Source organism: Segatella bryantii, from assembly GCF_022024215.1.
In the GTDB taxonomy this organism is placed as follows: Bacteria; Bacteroidota; Bacteroidia; order Bacteroidales; family Bacteroidaceae; genus Prevotella; species Prevotella bryantii.
Genome location: NZ_CP091797.1, coordinates 56902 through 77500, shown reverse-complemented (window position 1 = coordinate 77500; position 20599 = coordinate 56902). Strand labels below are relative to the sequence as shown.

General features: G+C 34.2%; 11 protein-coding genes and 1 rRNA gene (1 of these 12 cut by a window edge). 11 read left to right on the top strand and 1 reads right to left on the bottom strand.

Annotation, left to right across the window (positions count from 1 at the left end):
• Positions 1-916, bottom strand: a 16S ribosomal RNA gene (locus L6471_RS00240); it reaches 614 nt to the left of the window's first position.
• A 1380-nt stretch (positions 917-2296) separates the two neighbouring features.
• On the opposite strand from L6471_RS00240, the gene L6471_RS00235 reads away from it, so the two are divergent.
• The 11 genes from L6471_RS00235 (at position 2297) to L6471_RS00185 (ending at position 20498) form a co-directional block, all read left to right on the top strand.
• Entirely contained in the window at positions 2297-2488 is a 192-nt protein-coding gene (locus tag L6471_RS00235) for a hypothetical protein (RefSeq protein ID WP_237796977.1), read from the top strand.
• A 37-nt stretch (positions 2489-2525) separates the two neighbouring features.
• Positions 2526-3710, top strand: coding sequence for a 6-bladed beta-propeller (locus tag L6471_RS00230; protein WP_237796976.1), 1185 nt, complete (start codon positions 2526-2528; stop codon positions 3708-3710).
• A gap of 101 nt (positions 3711-3811) precedes the next feature.
• The gene (locus L6471_RS00225; RefSeq protein ID WP_237796975.1) at positions 3812-5002 is read left to right on the top strand and encodes a 6-bladed beta-propeller; all 1191 of its coding nucleotides are present in this window, start codon (positions 3812-3814) and stop codon (positions 5000-5002) included.
• A 594-nt stretch (positions 5003-5596) separates the two neighbouring features.
• Positions 5597-6667 (top strand): 6-bladed beta-propeller, encoded by a 1071-nt coding sequence (locus L6471_RS00220; protein WP_237796974.1) that lies wholly within the window; start codon positions 5597-5599, stop codon positions 6665-6667.
• A 405-nt stretch (positions 6668-7072) separates the two neighbouring features.
• A complete protein-coding gene (locus L6471_RS00215) occupies positions 7073-7432 on the top strand; it encodes a hypothetical protein (protein WP_237796973.1) in 360 nt (119 codons plus the stop codon).
• The gene (locus L6471_RS00210; RefSeq protein WP_237796972.1) at positions 7413-8606 is read left to right on the top strand and encodes a 6-bladed beta-propeller; all 1194 of its coding nucleotides are present in this window, start codon (positions 7413-7415) and stop codon (positions 8604-8606) included. Before L6471_RS00215 ends, L6471_RS00210 begins: the two co-directional genes overlap by 20 nt.
• A gap of 63 nt (positions 8607-8669) precedes the next feature.
• Positions 8670-10157: a TolC family protein gene (locus tag L6471_RS00205; RefSeq protein WP_237796971.1), complete on the top strand. Its 1488-nt coding sequence runs from the start codon at positions 8670-8672 to the stop codon at positions 10155-10157.
• Between the two features lie 86 nt (positions 10158-10243).
• Positions 10244-11245 (top strand): efflux RND transporter periplasmic adaptor subunit, encoded by a 1002-nt coding sequence (locus L6471_RS00200; protein WP_237796970.1) that lies wholly within the window; start codon positions 10244-10246, stop codon positions 11243-11245.
• On the top strand, positions 11242-14277 hold the full coding sequence (locus L6471_RS00195; protein WP_237796969.1) for an efflux RND transporter permease subunit: 3036 nt from the start codon (positions 11242-11244) through the stop codon (positions 14275-14277). Before L6471_RS00200 ends, L6471_RS00195 begins: the two co-directional genes overlap by 4 nt.
• A complete protein-coding gene (locus tag L6471_RS00190; protein ID WP_237796968.1) occupies positions 14274-17441 on the top strand; it encodes an efflux RND transporter permease subunit in 3168 nt (1055 codons plus the stop codon). The genes L6471_RS00195 and L6471_RS00190 overlap by 4 nt, the downstream gene beginning before the upstream one ends.
• An 84-nt stretch (positions 17442-17525) precedes the next feature.
• Entirely contained in the window at positions 17526-20498 is a 2973-nt protein-coding gene (locus tag L6471_RS00185; protein WP_237796967.1) for a glycoside hydrolase family 2 protein, read from the top strand.
• Positions 20499-20599 lie beyond the last annotated feature (101 nt).

Sequence of the window (20599 nt, the reverse complement as noted above, 5' to 3'; positions counted from 1 at the left end):
TTCCTTTGAGTTTCACCGTTGCCGGCGTACTCCCCAGGTGGGATGCTTAACGCTTTCGCTTAGCCACTCACCCCGAAGGGCAAACAGCGGGCATCCATCGTTTACCGTGCGGACTACCAGGGTATCTAATCCTGTTCGATACCCGCACTTTCGAGCTTTAGCGTCAGTAACACTACAGCGAGCTGCCTTCGCAATTGGAGTTCTTCGTGATATCTAAGCATTTCACCGCTACACCACGAATTCCGCCCGCTTCCTGTGCACTCAAGTCTGACAGTTCGCGCTGCAGTGCCCAGGTTGAGCCCGGACATTTCACAACACGCTTACCAAACGGCCTGCGCTCCCTTTAAACCCAATAAATCCGGATAACGCCCGGACCTTCCGTATTACCGCGGCTGCTGGCACGGAATTAGCCGGTCCTTATTCGTAGGGTACATGCAAATAACCACACGTGGCTAACTTTATTCCCCTAAAAAAGCAGTTTACAACCCATAGGGCCGTCTTCCTGCACGCTACTTGGCTGGTTCAGACTTTCGTCCATTGACCAATATTCCTCACTGCTGCCTCCCGTAGGAGTTTGGACCGTGTCTCAGTTCCAATGTGGGGGACCTTCCTCTCAGAACCCCTACTGATCGTCGGCTAGGTGGGCCGTTACCCCGCCTACTACCTAATCAGACGCATCCCCATCCATAAGCGATAAATCTTTATTCCATCTCAGATGTCTTTAACGGAAACCATAGGGCATTAATCTTACTTTCGCAAGGCTATTCCCTACTTATGGGCAGGTTGGATACGCGATACTCACCCGTGCGCCGGTCGTCATCAAAGAAAGCAAGCTTTCTTCATGTTACCCCTCGACTTGCATGTGTTAAGCCTGTAGCTAGCGTTCATCCTGAGCCAGGATCAAACTCTCCATTGTAAAATATCTTTGAATATCTAATTGAATAGATGATTTGTCTCTGTTTCAAGGACGCTTATCCTTTTATTGAAGTCGGTTTAAAGCCTGGACAAAAACTAAACTTGACGGTTCGTTTTTGTTACCCATTCACACATATCTATAATATGTGAACGCTTCTTGTACTACTTCTCTGTCTATGTAATCTTTTCAAAGAACTCTTTCTCTTAAGCCTCGTAACCAACGTTATTTGGCTGCTTCCGTTTGTTTGAAAGCGAGTGCAAAGGTATACAAAATATCCATAACCTCCAAATGTTTTCAAGAAAAAATTGCAAAAAACTAAGATTTTGCGCGTTCTTTGACAACAGAAGCTTGCTCCCGTGGACGTACACATTATAATATATAAAGAGAATAATATTTTATAATAGAGAGAATAATATTAAAAGAAAAAGAATGAGGTATATCTATAATTAAAGGAAGATAAATTTTAAGCCTCCCCTCTCCTACAAATTATACGAGTATTGGCAGTTATGCATTCATTGGTTGCTATGGCCTTACATCCGCCACAATCGGCAATAGCATGACGAGTATTGGCTGACTGTCTTTCTCTGATTGCGATGCCCCTACTTCCGTCACCATCGGAAACAGCGTGACGAAACAGGTTGACGCAGCTTACTACACTCCCCGACAAGTTTTACGGCATCAGCACTACTTTTACCATTGTTAGATATATACCACTACGACATGTACAACAAAAGAACCGATTTGAAATTTACGGACAAGAACCCTCCTGAGGTTTGCGTATTTGAAATTGCGATGTAAGAATGCCTCAAATACGTGAATTTCGAAGAATTTTTGTATCTATCTGAATATCAGCATGTTACAGATTTAGCGTTTCATCGGTTTAAAAAAAGGGCGCCAAAACCCAAGCTCCTAGGGGTCAAAAGCTTAGGGTTGACGCGATAAGGTCATAGAGTTTAGCGAACAAAGTCTTAGGTTTCGACCCCCAGGAGCTGGGGTTTTGGCGGGAGAGAAAATCTAGGGGAAGAAAAAAGTCCAAACAGGCTGACCAAAAGTTGAATATTTTAAGCTAGATGACGATTTTTGAAAACACTGTTTTTTGATAAATTATTTGACAGTCAAATCGATTATAGGCGAAATCTGCAAGATATCTATTTTACATCTTGTATCAAATACTTTTTTACATGTTACATTTTAACATATCTACGAATCATATTAACTAAAATTAAACATCCATATCAACTATTACAATGAAGATTTTATACTTTTGCCCAAAATTTATGCAAAAATTATCAACTCATGAAAACAAATAAACCTGTTCATTACTATACGTATAAATCATTGATCTAAAAAATAGAATAAAATTATAAGACCATTTTAACAATGAAAAACCTTATAATATTTGTTTGTTGTATTATTTTGTTTGCTGCATGTAATTTGCACAAAGATAATGAAAACGACTACGACAATGTACCAGCCTTGCTGCTAGAAAAAGAAAAATACCAAATAATAGACCTTGACAATGCAGAAAAGACTGCCAACTTCTTTTTTGTAAAAAATCATATTAGTAAATAGTCGCATAAATAAATTTAATATCATAAATATCATCAAAATGAAAAACCTGTGTTTTATAACGATCGCTTCTATTATCTGTCTATCATGCTCTAACAAACCTGAAGGATACATTTCATACGATAATATTAAAACTATTTCCAAGAAAAGAGCAAAAACTGAAATCATTGATGTGAAAAGAAGCAATCCTGTTTCTGAAGAAGACTTTTTTGATTTACATACATCTGACATTAATTTTATACAACTTGACAATAAAATTTCTTTGGGGGCAATCACAAAAATTAGAAGATATAAAGAACGCATTTATATTTTAAGCAATGACAGAATTTATATATTTAAAACAAATGGGAAATATTTGAAAACAATAGATTACAAGGGGCATGGACATAAAGAATATATATGCTTAAAAGATTTTCAAATTATTCCTGAAGAAAAAAGTATTATTGCCGTTGACGATTTAGAAAAGAAAATTTTTACTTTTTCTCTTGAAACTGGAAAAATTCTCAAGGTTTCTGATGAAATAATAGGTACACCATTTGTAAGAAAGTTCAATGGTCATTTTTATCATTCTGTTCACTTTAATAATGATTGGAATGAAAATGAAACATGGCAACTTGTAGTAACAAATGGAAAAAAAATTGTAGCAAAGCAATTTAAAATGTTTCCAATTAGCGAAGAAGCAGATGGTGCAAATAATCTATACGAGTATAAGGACTATATGAATTATATCCCAGAATATTCAGATACAATTTACTCTTTAAATAAAGACTTTACGTACAGCAATAAGTATATTGTAAAACACGATAATAGTCTATGGGAGAAAAAGAATGAAAAACTAAGTTTTGAGGATGTACGTAACATCATGAAAAAACAGAAATATTCATACTTAATTGCCGATATGTTTTTCGAAACAACTAAAGGAATCGTATTTGAACTAGAAGAAGGGCAGCAAGATGGAGAATTCATAGAACACTATTTTTATGATAAACAAAAGAAAAAGACATTTAAAATTCAAACAGGCTGGTACGGACAAGGAATAAACGTAATCTTTCCAATACAAAATTCTTTTGTATATAACGATGAAATATATGGTTACTACACAGACGTTGCAAACTATAGAAAAATGATGAATCCGAATTTAATCTCAAATCAAAAACTTCAAAAAATTGTAAAAGAGGCCAAAACTGGAGACAATCCAGTACTAGTATCATTCAAAATTAAATAAATTTTAGACGATATGACACCCCAAAAGGGAGGTACTTGGGATATAGCTTTTATTCCATTTGTCTGCCTTAACAGAACTGTAATAATACTAAACATAAAAAAATGAAAAAATATATCTTCTTATTTTTCTTTTTGGGAACTTTACTTACTTCGTGTTATACAAATCCCAAAGGATATGTAGATTATAATAAGTTGAATGAGTTAAAAAGGCTTACGTGTAAGGTGGAAAATATAGATTTAAGTAACTCTAAAGTATTGACTGAGCAGGATTTTATGCACAATTACGTTACTGAGCCGAATTATATTCGGTTGGACAATAGTGTTCCTTTAGGACAAATAGAAAAAATCAGAAAATACAAAAATAATTTCTATATTTTATCCAACGATAAAATTTACATTTTTAATGGCAAAGGAAAGTATTTAAAAACAATTGATTACAAAGGACATGGACGTAATGAATATATAGTTCTCAGAGACTTCCAGATCTTGCCAAAAGAGAATATAATTTTAGGTATTGACGATAGAGAAAAGAAAATATTTAAATTTTCTCTTCGCACAGGAAAATGTCTTGGAACTATGGATGAAATTGTTGCAAGTCCATTTGCAAGAAAAATAGGAAAATATTATATCCATTCCTTACTATATGGCAATGATGCGAATCTAGAAGATAGTCATCTTATTGTTGTAACCGATGGGAAGAAAACGATAGCAAAACAATTTTCTATGCCTCCAATAACAGAGAACGCTTTCGTTGAAAATAACTTATACGAACATGGTCATTATGCAACATTCATTCCGTTATATTCAGATACGGTATATTGCATAAATGATAATTTAACATATTATCCGAAATATGTTGTCAAACAAAAAAAGAGTATATGGTCCAAAAAAAATGAAAGTATAAAATATCAGCAAGTTTCCGACATGCTCAAAACACAATCATATACATATTTATCACCAGGAATGTTTATGGAAGCAAAGCATGGGATTATTTTAGGTTTATCCATAGGAAATAATTATGGGCTCTCAAATAAATATTATTTTTATGACAAAATCAAAAAAAATATATACGAACTTGAAACTGGTATGTTCAAGGAAAAAACAGATCGAGTATTCCCTACTTTTTTAAGCTTTACAGCAGATAATTCTTTTTATGGATACTATCAAGACATATCCGTTTATAAGTTTTTATTGGATTCAAATCTACTAAAAAAAGGCAAGTTATATAATATCATCAAGAATTCAAAGAAAGGAGATAATCCTGTTCTAGTTGAATTTAAACTAAAGAATTAGTAGTATAAATACCGATAAACTGATTACTATCAATACTGATGAGAAAACATTTTAAACTATCTTCAAGTCTAGCATACTTTGAATAGTTATCAATAAAGTCCGCTAAAAAATAAGGAGATAAAGTTTGTATTTCCGAAAATGTATGCATAATAAGTATTTACCGACACAGAGAACACGCACCATATCAATTTTCATTTTTTAGCGGACTAATAATAGAATATCTTCATCCATAAGAATATCCATTTTAGCTCATGTTTCAAAAATTTTATGATATGTTACAATTTAACAAAACTATGAAATAAATTAACAGAGCTTAAACATTTTCATTCACTATTATTACAAAGATACTTTAATTTTGCAAAAAAATAATCTATATATAATATGACACCGTGTAAATACTCCATATTTATTTTTAACTCTAAATATAAAATAGTTCAGAATCACAATACGAAGCTTAAACTTCCTACTTTTATTTGGACAAAGTATATAAATGTTATTTTTTTTATTGGTATTTGTCTCACCTCATGCAATACAAAGCCTGACTGTTACGTAGATTATGATCATTTGAAAGAGTTAAAAAGGCTTACGTGTAAGGTGGAGAATATAGATTTAAGTAACTCTAAGGTATTGACTGAGCAGGATTTTATGCACAATTACGTTACTGAGCCGAATTATATTCGGCTGGACAATAGTGTTCCTTTAGGACAAATAGAAAAAATCAGAAAATACAAAAATAATTTCTACATTTTATCCAACGATAAAATTTACATTTTTAATGGCAAAGGAAAGTATTTAAAAACAATTGATCACAAAGGACATGGACGTAATGAATATATAGTTCTCAGAGACTTCCAGATCTTGCCAAAAGAGAATATAATTTTAGGTATTGACGATAAAGAAAAGAAAATATTTAAATTTTCTCTTCGCACGGGAAAATGTCTTGGAACTATGGATGAAATTGTTGCAAGTCCATTTGCAAGAAAAATAGGAAAATATTATATCCATTCCTTACTATATGGCAATGATGCGAATCTAGAAGATAGTCATCTTATTGTTGTAACCGATGGGAAGAAAACGATAGCAAAACAATTTTCTATGCCTCCAATAATAGAACATGCTATTATGGAAAATAACATATACGAACATAGTCATTATGCAACATTCATTCCTTTATATTCCGATACGGTATATTCCATAAATGACAATTTAACATATTATCCAAAATATGTTGTCAAACAAAAAAAGAGTTTATGGTCAAAAAAAAATGAAAAAATTAACAGTAATCAAGTAATAAAAATGTTGCAAATGCAATCATATACATACTTATCTCCAGAAACATTTATGGAAACAAAAAATGGGATTATTTTTAGTTTAAAGCATGGAGACAAATATGCTATATACAATAAGCATTATTTATATGATAAAGTTAAAAGAAACATTTATGAAATTCAAACAGGAGTATATAGGGAAAAGATAGATAGAATTTTTCCATTTTCTATAAGCTTTACAGACGACAATTCTTTTTATGGATATTACCGAGACATGTCCGATTATAAGGTATTGTTAAAATATGGTTATCTGAAAAATGGGCAGCTTTTTGATATTATAAAAGAATCAAAGAAAGGAGATAATCCTGTTCTAGTTGAATTTAAACTAAAGAATTAGTAGTATAAATACCGATAAACTGATTACTATCAATACTGATGAGAAAACATTTTAAACTATCTTCAAGTCTAGCATACTTTGAATAGTTATCAATAAAGTCCGCTAAAAAATAAGGAGATAAAGTTTGTATTTCCGAAAATGTATGCATAATAAGTATTTACCGACACAGAGAACACGCACCATATCAATTTTCATTTTTTAGCGGACTAATAATAGAATATCTTCATCCATAAGAATATCCATTTTAGCTCATGTTTCAAAAATTTTATGATATGTTACAATTTAACAAAACTATGAAATAAATTAACAGTGCTTAAACATTTCCATTCATTATTATTACAAAGATACTTTAATTTTGCAAAAAAATAATCTATATATAATATGACACCGTGTAAATACACAATATTGATTTTTACAATCTGTGCAATTATTTGTTCTTGTAAAAGAGAATTAGATAAAGCGCTATCAAATGCAAGAAATAATCGTTCAGAGTTAGTAAAAGTATTAGATTATTTTAAAAATGACCCAGACCCACTAAAATACATGTCGGCCGTTTTCATTATAGAGAACATGCCATATCATGGTACACGCTATGCTCAAAATGCTGATACTTTTTCTGCAATATATAGAAATATGGCAGAATCTGCTTTAGAATTACGTGATAGTGTGCTTAATAGAAGAATTGTAACAGATATGCAATCAGAGCAATTCATACCTGCACTATTCAAAAATCCTGATTTTATATATGAAAAATATTTTCTATAGTTTATTTACTGGAATATTTGTTTTTACATCATGTAGTTTGAATAATGATGAGTTTAAAATTTCTTATGATCATATTCCACAAATGAAATTAACGTCATCAAAGCCTACCTATATTGATGTTGATGGTGCTACTAAGATATCAGAGGAAGCCTTTTTTAAAAATAAGACTTTCAATATCTCTTTTACGAAATTAGATAATACTGTACCAATCGGTACTATTGAGAAAATGCGAGTCTACAAAGATCGTTTTTACTTTTTAAGTGAAGACAAACTGTATGTTTATAATTCCAAGTCAGGCAAGTTTCTTTTTATGATTGATGCAAAAGGACATGGACACAATGAGTATATCTTACTTAGAGACTTTCAAGTTCTCCCAAAAGAAGAATTAATTATGTGCATAGATGATATGCAGAAAAAACTGTTTTTCTTTTCTATGAAAGATGGTAAACTTGTAAAGAGCATTAATTCACTGATAGGAACGCCATATGTCAGGAAAATGGGTAATTTGTATTTTCATGATGTGCTGTTTGGCAATGATTTTAATGATGATGAAACATGGCAGATACTTGTGTCCAACGGCAAAGAATTCAAACGCAAGGGGTTTAGGATTTTTCCAATACAAAAGAATGCTATGAGAAATAATATATATGAGACCAACAGTGGCATTACATTTGCCCCTCTATTTTCTGATACCATATATCATATAAATAAAAAACTACAATATTCCGTTTCCTATATTTTTAAAAATAAGCATAGTATATGGAGCATGAGGAATGAGGAATTGGATTTTAAAAATTCACAACATGCGGAGAAAAAAAGCAGTTATAGTTATTTAGCTTCAGATACATTTTGGGAGAGCAACAATGGCATATTGTTCCAAATGGCTGTAAGCGACAAGGATTTTCGTGAAAATCTCATGACCTATTATTATGATAAAATTTCAAAAGAGAACTTATTGATTGAAACCTCTTGGAGTGGTCCTATTAATTATGTGACTCTACCTGACCAACTCATGTATAATGATTCAAACACATATTATGGAATTTTTGCTGATATGCATTCTTTAAAAAGTTACATTAATCCAAAATTTGTTAAACACAACGGATTTAAGAAACTTCTTTCTGATGCAAAAAGTGGAGATAATCCAGTTATTATGTCATTTGAAATAAAATAGATATGAAGGGGGATAATATATCATTTCGCTATACATTGAAAAATGTTAGAATAGTACTGAAATATGGAGGGAATGAAAAAATATATCGTAGTTTTAGCTTGTTTGTTCGAAATACCTATTTGTTCTGTTAAGTCAGAAAACTTATTTACATTAAGCGACGCTATTAAGATTGCCCAGAGCAATTCGTTTGATGCACAATTAGCTCGATTTAGTTATAAATCAAGCTATTGGACCTATAGATCTTTTCTGGCAGAATTAAAACCTTCCGTAAATCTACAAGGAGATTTAATGAATTTCGATCATTCAAAGGTTGAAGCAAGAAATTTTGAAGATGGAAAAATCAATTATGTAGATAATAATTCACTAAATAATGCACTCACATTATCTATCGATCAACAGATAACATCTTTAGGAGGTGTCTTGTCTCTACAATCTGTACTTAATCACCTGTATCAATTTGATTATAAGACTTCTACCTTTTATTCACAACCATTTAGAATTTCTTATACCCAACCACTTCGCACTTATAACGAGATGAAATGGCGCAAGAAATCATCACCTAAAGAATTTGATAAGGCAAAACGTAATTTTTTGGAGGCAATGGAAGAGATTTCCATACAAACGACTAGATTGTTCTTCTCTGCAATTATAGCTCAAGCTAACCACAAACAAAATGTTAGTAAATATGAAGATCTCAAAAAGATGTATGAACTATCTCAAAAAAGACTGAATTTGGGTACCATCACTAAAAGCGACCTTTTACAACTGGAACTTTCGATGCTCAATGCCCAAGTTGCTCTTACTTCTTCTGAAACAGAAATGGAAGAATGTCTCTTTGACCTCTTTTCTTATTTAAGAATAGGTGATTATAAAGAAGTTAACTTAGTGGCTCCTAATAACATTCCTAATATCATTATCAATTCTAATGACGCTCTTCAAATTGCCATAAAAAATTCGTCAAATAGTATAGAACAAGAATTAACTCTACTCACGGCAAAACAGAATTTGGCTCAGGCAAAATCGGCAAAAGGAATTCAAATGCAATTATCATTGCAAGCAGGAATATCGAATACTGCTGACAATTTTAAAGGTGCATATAGCCATATGAAAGACAATGAAATTATTGGTCTCACATTATCAATGCCAATTTTTGACTGGGGGGTTCAAAAGGGACGAGTAAAAGTTGCAGAATCTAATCTTGAATTAGCAAAAACTCAAATGGAGCAGAAACAAAGTTCATACATTCAAGAGATGAAGCGACAAGTTATACAATTCAATCTCCAGTCAGAACAATGCAAAACATCACAAAGGGCACAAGATATTTCGATAGAACGCTATCATATAACCAAGAAACGATTTGAAGCAGGAAACATAACGGTTACCGACCTAAACACTGCTATGCAGGAACAAGAGAGTGCGAAGTATCAATATTTATCACAGCTTGAAAAATACTGGGTAAATTATTATACTCTGAAAAAATCAACGCTATATGATTGGATTGGCAATTATAATGTTACGGCCGATTTTGATAAAATTATAAATATGAAATAAAAAATAGAGTTATGATAAAAATATATTCTTTACTATTACTATTGGCTATTATAACCTCATGTAATAATGGCAAAAAGACACATAACATGAATATGAACAATATAGAAAACAAAGCTGAAATATATGCAGATACGATGAAACTGTATCCTTCTATATTCAATAAACAAATTATTTGTAATGGAAAACTTGAAGCCATTGAAAAAAGTGATTTATCTTTTATAAACGGAGGAATTGTATCTGCTATACATATAAAAAATGGAGCTTATGTAAAAGCAGGACAGTTGTTAGCAGAAACTGATAAAAGTGAATATCTATTGCAACTAGCCCGCGCACAAAAGGATTTAGCAAGGGCTAATGTTGAACTATCAGACAAATTAATAGGACTGGGATATAATGGGATAACAGATAAGATACCAGAAGACTTATTAAAGCGCACAAAAGCCACTTGTGGCTATTACTCTGCTATATATGAAGTACAATCTGCAAAACAACATCTGGCAAAATGTAATTTATACGCGCCTTACAGTGGACGCATTGCCGACCTTACTAATGCAAGATATCAACGAATAGAAAAACTATGCACTCTTATTAACGATGCCATGATGGATGTTTCATTTGATGTATTGGAGGCTGAACTTAAAAATATACACATCAATCAAGAAGTAAAAATAAGTTTATTGGTTGATGAACAACGTATATATACAGGTAAGATAACAAGCATAAACCCTACGATAAATAATAATGGCCTGGTAAGAATAAAAGCAAGGATACCTAATAATACTCACACACTTATTGATGGAATGAATGTAAAAATCATTATTGAAAGTAAGATTCCAAATTCATTTGTTGTACCTAAAGATGCTGTTGTCGAACGTGATGGTTATCATGTCGTCTTTGTCTATTCACAAGGTGAAGCAATCTGGACTTATGTAGATATCGCTCATAGCAATGCTGACTATTATGCCATAACTGGGAATCAAGTAAAAGGAACAGAAATAAATACTGGTGATGCTATTATCACTACAGGAAATCTGAACCTTGCCGATGGAACTAAGATTAAAATACGTAGAAGGAAAGATAAACAATGATTAAATATCTTTTACATAAACCTATTGCCACAAGCATGGCTATCCTTGCGATAATCATCGTAAGTATTGTATCTTTATGTGATATCCCCATTTCATTGATGCCTGACATAGATATTCCACGAATAACTGTACAGGTTGAAATGCCGGGAGCATCAGTAAATGAAATCGAAAAGAGAGCTATTGCTCCTATTCGACAGCAACTATCGCAGTTAGAAGGACTTACCAGTATTCAGAGTGATTCAAAAATGGACATTGGTACAATCTGCTTGCAATTCGTTCCTGGCAGTAACATCGATGTTGCTTTTGTTAATGTGAATGAAAAAATAGACATGGCTATGGGTAGTATGCCTAAAGAGATGAAAAGGCCCAAAGTAATTAAGGCTACTTCTATGGACATACCGGCATTCTACCTTGACATTTCTGTGAAACAAGAGTCAACTTTATCCAATACGAACCACAAATTCTCTCAACTATCTGACTTTACCAGAGACATCATTGTAAGGCGCTTTGAACAACTACCATCAACAGCACTGATTGATGTTAGCGGACTTGCAACAACTGAAATTCTGTGCACCCCTGACCTCAACACCTTGCAGTCTTTAGGATTAACAGAGTCTGATCTACAAAAAGCCTTAGCTGATAATAACGTTCAATTGGAAGCTTTATCTGTAAAAGATGGAGCTTATCATTATCATATTCATTTTGATAGTCAATTGACCACACTCGAGGACATCAAAAAAATTATTATCAACCACCAAGGGCGCATCATACCATTAGGTGAACTATGCCACATTGAAGAAATACCAGCTTCTCCCAAGAACATCATTAGACATAATGGCCGTAACTGTATTACATTGGCTATTATAAAACAAAGTGATGCAAGAATGGCTGATCTTAAAAATGAAGTAAGCGATCTTATAGAAAATCTTCAGAAAGAATATCCTACGATCAGTTTTAATCTCACTCGCGATCAGACAGAACTTCTCTCGTTCTCTATGAACAACTTGAAATATAATCTCCTGGTTGCCATTATCATGACATGCCTGATCCTTATTTTCTTTCTAAGAAACTGGAGAGTGGGGATATTGGTCGCTTTTTCTATTCCTCTTTCGCTTTTGGTTACCATTTTATCCTTTAAATTAACCCATATAACCATGAATATCATTTCGTTGTCTGGATTAATTTTAGGTGTCGGAATGATTGTTGATAACTCTATTGTTGTTATTGATAATATCATTCAAAAAAGAGAAGAAGGTCTATCACTTGTTGAAGCAATTGCTATAGGAACAAAAGAAGTGTTCCCATCACTATTAAGTTCTGTACTTACGACATGCAGCATCTTTATACCTCTAATTTTTATCGGAGGCATAGCTGGTACTTTGTTCTTTGACCAGTCTATGGGTGTTACAATGGCCTTATTTGCTTCTTTATTGGTTTCTGTTACAGTAATTCCTATTTATTTCTTTTGGCTTCATAAAAAACTTGGGGAAAAAATAACCAAAGATACACATAGCTTTAATAAGCTATTAAAAATACATGATAGAATAGAATCATGGGTGTTACGTCATTCTGGATATTGTATGTTAGCATTTCTAATCTGCATCCCAGGAATCTTGATTACATATTTAATTATAGATAAGCAAATGCTTCCTGATATTGAGTATTCTGATGGAATGATGCACATAGACTGGAATGATAATATTTCGGTCGAAGAAAGTGATCGCAGAACAGCTTGTCTTATAGCAAAGTATAAGAACGTGATAACCGCTTCTACAGAGATGACAGGAACACAGGATTTTTTGCTTTCACATACCAAGGATATATCTTCTTCTGAATCTTTAACTTATTTATGCTGCAAAAATACATCTGATTACAGTAAACTAAAAGATAGCCTTATGACAAGTTTACAAGAAGAGTACCCTGAAGCAACTATCTCCTTCTCTCCTTCAGGCAATCTTTTTAATATGATTTTTTCTACAGATGAACCAGAACTACAAATAAACCTTCAGACACCTTTGGGTACACACCCTTCTTTCGATGAAAGCCAGGCTTTTATAGATTCACTTCGTTACCATTTCCCAGATGTCACTTTCCCATCGGTCGTAACAGAAGATAATATTCAACTTGTTGTAAATTCTGAACAAATAATGGCATATGGAGTAACCTATGAACAATTAAAAAATCATATAACAAATCTTCTTGGGAAAAATAATGTTTTGCAAATTAATCATGGATCTGTTTCTGTACCAATTATTATCGGACTAAATAGAAAAAATAGAAAGGACATTCTTGAAAGTTCTATCAAGAACGCTGATGGAACAGATATACCTTTAAATTATTTGCTTAAAGAAAGAAAAATTCGAGATTACAAGCACATCTATGGCAATACAAATGGAGATTATTATCCTATTATCGTCCATGCTACAGATAGTCAGATAAAAGAAATTCTTGATTATATTTCTGTAAAACAGAAAAACATGAATAATTTAGTAATCAGTACATCTGGTAGTTATTACTCAAGCCGTGAGGCCATGAAACATCTTATATTTATATTAGTGATATCATTATTGCTACTATTTTTTATATTAGCTGCTCAATTTGAGAGTTTAATAACACCACTTATTATCCTTTTGGAAATACCTATTGATATGTTTTTTGTTATGGCAATACTATTCATAACGGGCCAAACCATAAATATGATGTCAATGATAGGCTTTATTGTTATGGGAGGAATCGTTATCAATGATTCGATTTTGAAAATAGATACCATAAATAGATATATCAAAAATGGAGTTTCCTTAATAAGGGCTTTATTATTAGCTGGAAGAAATAGGCTAATGCCAATTTTAATGACTTCATTAACGACGATCTTCTCGATGTTACCCTTTATGACTAAAGGTAGCATAGGGGCTGATATGCAATTCTCATTATCATTAGTTATTATTATTGGTATGATTGTAGGAACACTTGTTAGTGTATTCTTTGTTCCATTAGCATACTATCTGATACATAAAAACAAACTAAGCAGATGAAAATATCGTCTTTTTCTATCATCCTCTCGTTTGTAGTACTTATGCTTATTGGTACCGCAATGGTTCCATTAGTTAATATAGGCGAGAAACCACAAATAGAACAAAGGAAAAATATAATTATTACTTATGGATGGCCTAACATGGCTGCAAAAGTGGTAGAGCAAAATGTTACATCAACTATGGAAGGGGTTATTTCTTCTATAAAAGGGGTGGAACGTGTTAGCTCTACTTCATACTTTGGTGGCTGTGAGATTCAAGTTACCTTAAAAAGAAATGCTAATCCTAATGCCGTAAAATTTGAAATCGCTTCATTATTACGACAAACCTATGAACATTTACCCCAAGGTGTATGGTATCCATGGATGGGAGGTGGCGAAATGGAACATTCGCACGCTACACATAACGAACAAAAACTCCTTCTTTCCTATGAGATAAATGCAGACATGCCACCTGAGCAACTGAAGAATATGGTGGAGCAGTTACTCGTTAATAATATAAGATGTGAAGAAGATGTTAATAAAGTAGAAGTAACAGGTACGCGTGAAAAATATATTGAAATCAACTATAATCCGCAATTATTAGCTGCATATCACCTTACACCTGAAGAAATCGGTGCAGGAATTAATAACTTTATTGGTCGAGACGAAATTGTCGGTGATATTGTAAGAACATTCTCTGACCAACATCAGTCAATCATCCCCTTACATTTGACGATTGACAAATACTCACGCATATTAGGAGAAATGCCTATCAAAAAAGTCGAAGACAAAATAATATATCTCAACGACTTAGCATCTTTCCACTACAAATATCGTGAACCTGATAATTATTATAGAATTAATGGTAAAAATACTGTTAACCTTAATATTTACGTTGCTGGTGATAGTAAACTAATAACTACAGCTTCAAGATTGAGAAATCAAGTAACAAATATTTTGGAACAAAATAAAAGTATCTTTACAGCTAAACTTGCTACAGATGCTTCTGAACAACCCCTAAAAGAACTTCAGAAAGTTATCTATCGGTCGCTTGCTGCTATTCTGATATTACTTCTTTTTGTATTAGTTACCAGTCAAAGTCTAAAATGCCTTGCAATAGTATCAATTACTTTATTGGCTAATATTCTGATATCGATCATCGGATATGTTTTATGTGATGTTCAACTAAATGTGTATTCACTTGCTGGAATTACGATTGCTATGGGACTTATTATAGACTCTGTAATCATTATGACGAACCATTATAGCTACTATCATAATAGAAAAGCATTTCTTGCCATTCTTGCTGCTTTACTAACTACCATTGGCTCATTGATCGTGATTTTCTTTCTACCAAAAGAAAAACAAGATATGCTATATGATTTTAGTTGGGTAATTATTATAAATCTCATAACATCATTAGTTGTTGCCCTGCTTTTTGTTCCCGCACTTGTCGAACAGTTGAATTATATCCCTAAAAGTCATAGAATAAAGATGCGACAAGCTACCATCAAATGGAACAGATTTTACACAAAATACATATACTTTGCATGCCGTCATAGAGCCTGGTTCATCATTTTTCTTATATACGCATTCGGAATCCCTATATTTGCTCTTCCAGACAGCATTGGACCGGATGAGAATGTCTATACACCTGATTCTCAATACCAGGCTAAATGGTACGAAAAACTATACAATAACACTTTCGGTAGCGATTTCTTCATCAGGACTTGCAAAGACCCTTTAACTACTTATCTTGGTGGCAGTATGTATCTATTTTCGCAATCTATATCAGATCATGTTCGTGAATCTGAACAAGAGAAAATTTTACATATTTCAGGCAAAATGCCATCAGGTTCTACTGCGGCACAATTAAATGAAAAAGTAATACTTGTAGAGAATTATTTACGAGAATTTAATGGTATAAAAGAATTTACGACACAGATATTTGGTTCGAATGCTGTCATTGACGTTACTTTTAAAGATAACATCAAGAATAGTGCTTACCCCTACCAACTTGAAAAAAAATTGATCAGTAAACTTATCACTATAGGAGGGGCTGACTGGAAAACATATGGTGTTAGTTATGAAGGATTTAGTAACTCTATCTATACTGATAATGGAAATCATTATATAACGATAAGCGGATTCAACTTTGAACAGCTAAATCATTATGCTGAAGATATGGCGGCATATCTTCAGAAAAATCGTAGAATAAGCGATATAAAAATAGAAATCCCTGGATTTGAGCATCAGGAAGACGAATATTACATTGACTATAACACATTAAAACTTGCCATTTATAATGAAAAGGCAAATACATTATATCATGGCATTTCTCCTTACTTTAAAGAAACTTATGTTGGGAAATATACCGATGATCACCAAAATCTTAATATTTTCTTAAAACCTATTGAAAACAAGAACAATGATTTATGGCATTTAAATCATGCACAGTTTAATTCTCTTGAAAATCAAGTCTTTCCAACAGATTATATGAATATATATAAGCGAAATGCAAATAATTTTATCCCTCGTGAAAACCAGGAATTTATTATTCGTGTTTCATTTAATATTGTTGGGTCGTATATGTTTATTTCTGACATATTAGAAACGACGATAAAACATTTTAATCGTATTTTACCATTAGGATATAAATGCGACACAACAACTATAGCTCAACAAGAGAAAGAAAAAAGCAAATATGGGTTAATCATTCTTGTTGTTGTCATCATATTTTTCATTTGCTCTATTCAGTTTGACTCCATTAAGATGGCTATTGTTGTTGTGTCAATGATTCCTGTTTCTTTAATAGGAACATTTTTAACTTTCTATTTTACAGGTGTAGAGTTTGGAGATGGCGGTTTTGCATCATTAATCATGCTATGCGGTATAACGGTAAATGCCATGTTATATATTATAACTCAATATCTATATTTGAAGAAAATAAATAAAAATACCAATTTAGTACACCTATACACAAAAGCCATTAATCACAAAATTGTACCTGTACTTCTTACAATTATCTCTACTATCTTAGGGTTAGTTCCATTTTTCTTTGACGGCCAAGAAGAGATTTTCTGGTTTTCTTTTGCAACAGGAGTTACAGGAGGACTACTATTCTCTGTGATAAGTTTACTATTTGTGTGCCCTATTTTCTTATTTTCTAAAAATCAAAAATTATAAATTTATGTACAAACATGACGTGTAATATCATAATCTTTTCTATCTTTGCATGTAAATTAATCTTAGAAACAGATCAAATAATACATGAAAAAGATTTATTCACTTCTTATCGTGCTATTACTTTCTGGTAATATCTCGGCTATAGAAAGAGAAAAACTGAACTTCAATGGCGGGTGGCTAATGCAGGTGGGTGACTTTCCTGAAGCACAGTCTGTAACTTACAAAGACAAGAACTGGAAAAAAGTAACCTTACCTTACGCTTTCAACCGACAGGAAGCCTTTCGAGTAAGTATCGAAAATCTATCGGATACCATTATCTGGTATCGTAAGCATTTTACGATAAACGAAATTCAAAATCGAAAATATTTCATAGAGTTCGAAGGAGTACGCTTCGCGGCTGATTTTTATCTTAATGGCCATCATATCGGACTATCAGAAAATGGTGTCATGGCGTCAGGATATGATCTCACTCCGTTTATTAAAAAAGGAAAGAATGTTTTAGCCGTTCGTGTCGATAATGACTGGAACTATCACGAGCGCGCTACCAACCAGCGGTACCAATGGAACGATAAAAACTTTAATGCCAACTATGGTGGAATAACCAAGAATGTATGGCTGCATCAAACAGATTTACTCTATCAAACTCTACCTTTATATAGTAATTTGGGTACTACTGGGGTATATGTCTATGGTACCGACTACGACACGGCAGGCAAACAAGTAACGGTACATGCAGAAAGCCAAGTACGAAACGAGGATTCTCAAGCTCGAACCTTTGTCTATGCCTGTAAAGTACTTGATGCGAATGGTAAAGAAGTTGCTCATTTCAAGGGCAAGAAATATACCCTTCAACCCGGAGAGACTACGTCTGTCAATGCAAAGGGAGTACTTCATCATGCGCATTTCTGGTCATGGGGCTATGGCTATCTCTATACCGTAAAAACAATCCTTCAGAATGAAGATGGTAGCCCTATCGATGAAAATACCATTCGCACAGGTTTTCGCAAAACCCAGTTTGGTGAAGGTAAAATCTGGCTTAATGACCGATGCATGATGGTTCATGGGTATGCCCAACGTACAAGCAATGAGTGGCCGGGTGTAGGTATAGACATTCCAGCCTGGTTAAGTGACTATAGCAATCGTCTGATGGTAGAATCAGGCGGAAATGTGGTACGCTGGATGCACGTCACTCCATCGAAGCAAGATGTAGAGAGTTGTGATCGAGTAGGACTCATTCAGGCTATGCCTGCTGGTGATGCAGAGAAAGATGTAACCGGTCGCCGATGGGAACAACGCAAACTCCTGATGCGCGATGCCATTATTTATAATCGCAACAACCCATCCATCCTCTTCTATGAAGGGGGAAACGAAAGTATTTCACGCGAACACATGATAGAATTACGTCAAATTCGTGACACTTATGATCCCAATGGCGGAAGAGCCATCGGTTCTCGAGAAATGCTCGATATAGCCGAAGCCGAATATGGTGGTGAAATGCTATACATCAATAAGAGTGCTACCCACCCGATGTGGAGTATGGAATATCATCGCGATGAGGGACTACGAAAATACTGGGATGACGAGAGTTATCCATACCACAAAGAAGGTGACGGACCGCTTTATCGTGGCAAGCCGGCTTTAGAATACAACCATAACATGGATTCACTAGCTGTGTCTATGGTGAAGCGCTGGTATGAATATTTTATCGAGCGACCAGGTACCGGAAAACGTGTCAGCAGCGGTGGTGTCAAGATTGTATTCTCCGATACAAACACACACCATCGCGGTGAGGCCAATTATCGCACCAGTGGTGTTACTGACGCGATGCGTATACCCAAAGATTCTTACTTTGCTCATCAGGTGATGTGGAATGGTTGGGTTACCCCAGAGCAAAACGGCACATATATTATCGGTCACTGGAATTATCCTGCCGGTACTGTTAAGACGGAATATGTAGTCAGTACGGGCGATGAAGTAGAACTATTCCTCAATGGCAAATCTCTTGGTCGCGGCAAGCGCTCTGATGAATATCTCTTTACTTTCCAGGGTGTACACTATGAAGCTGGTAAACTTGAGGCTGTATCTTATATCAAAGGCAAGGAAGTAAGTCGATATACATTGGAGACTGCGGGTAAACCCGACCATATCAAACTCACACCTATCCTGAATCCTTTAGGCTTCAAAGCCGACGGAGCTGATGTTGCTCTCATTGATGTGGAAATCGTTGATGCTCAAGGACATCGTTGCCCTCTCGACAATCGTATGATAACCTTTACGCAAAAGGGCGAAGGGGAATGGATTGGTGGTATCGCCATGTCAAACAACAAGCAAAATACTGTAGACAACTTCATTAACAGTATGACCTTACCCGTAGAATGTGGTATTAATCGTATTATGGTTCGTTCTACAACAAAACCGGGTATCCTTCAGCTTACTGCAAGCGCGGATGGTATGCAGCCAGTATCGCTAAAACTTCAAACGGAATCAATAGACCAGCAGCATTACAATCCTGGACTGACACTGGCCAGCAACCTGAAACGAGGTGAAACGCCTAACACACCATCCTATACCGATATTCGACAGACCGTCGCCATTGTCGGAGTAGAGGCAGGAAGCAATGCTGCTGAAGCTGCGCTAAGTTGTGATGACAACGAATTAACAGAATGGAAAAGTGACGGGAAACTAGAAAACGCCTGGATTACCTACCAGCTGGAACAACAAACTGCTATCGATGAAATTACCCTCAAATTAACTGGTTGGCGCGACAAATACTATCCATTAGCTATCTATGCTGACGGAAAAGAAATCTGGAGAGGTTGGACCTACCCTACCTTGGGCTATGTGCATATTAATATTGATAAGCCTGTATCTGCTAAAACCATCACCATCAAGATGTTAGGCAATACCAAGACACAGAAGGCAACGGGTGATACGGCAGAGTTAGCAGGCGGCAAAGCTGATACATTCCAAGAAACTCTAACTGCTAAAGGTAAGACAGAACTTCGTATTGTTGACATCGATTTTTTGTACGGTATGGTGGAGAATAGTACAAGGTAAGCATTGGATAAAGACCAACAGAAGTTGCCGAAAACATTTTGGCGACTTTAAAACAATGGTATAGAGCCAGCCACGTGTTCGCCCTTATGGAGCTATGCTTT

Excerpts from the sequence above, each read along its gene's own strand:
- L6471_RS00205 (WP_237796971.1), top strand. The coding sequence starts at position 8,670 with ATGGAGGGAATGAAAAAATATATCGTAGTTTTAGCTTGTTTGTTCGAA.
- L6471_RS00200 (WP_237796970.1), top strand. The coding sequence starts at position 10,244 with ATGAATATGAACAATATAGAAAACAAAGCTGAAATATATGCAGATACG.
- L6471_RS00195 (WP_237796969.1), top strand. The coding sequence starts at position 11,242 with ATGATTAAATATCTTTTACATAAACCTATTGCCACAAGCATGGCTATC.
- L6471_RS00210 (WP_237796972.1), top strand. The coding sequence starts at position 7,413 with ATGAAAAATATTTTCTATAGTTTATTTACTGGAATATTTGTTTTTACA.
- L6471_RS00230 (WP_237796976.1), top strand. The coding sequence starts at position 2,526 with ATGAAAAACCTGTGTTTTATAACGATCGCTTCTATTATCTGTCTATCA.
- L6471_RS00185 (WP_237796967.1), top strand. The coding sequence starts at position 17,526 with ATGAAAAAGATTTATTCACTTCTTATCGTGCTATTACTTTCTGGTAAT.
- L6471_RS00225 (WP_237796975.1), top strand. The coding sequence starts at position 3,812 with ATGAAAAAATATATCTTCTTATTTTTCTTTTTGGGAACTTTACTTACT.
- L6471_RS00235 (WP_237796977.1), top strand. The coding sequence starts at position 2,297 with ATGAAAAACCTTATAATATTTGTTTGTTGTATTATTTTGTTTGCTGCA.
- L6471_RS00190 (WP_237796968.1), top strand. The coding sequence starts at position 14,274 with ATGAAAATATCGTCTTTTTCTATCATCCTCTCGTTTGTAGTACTTATG.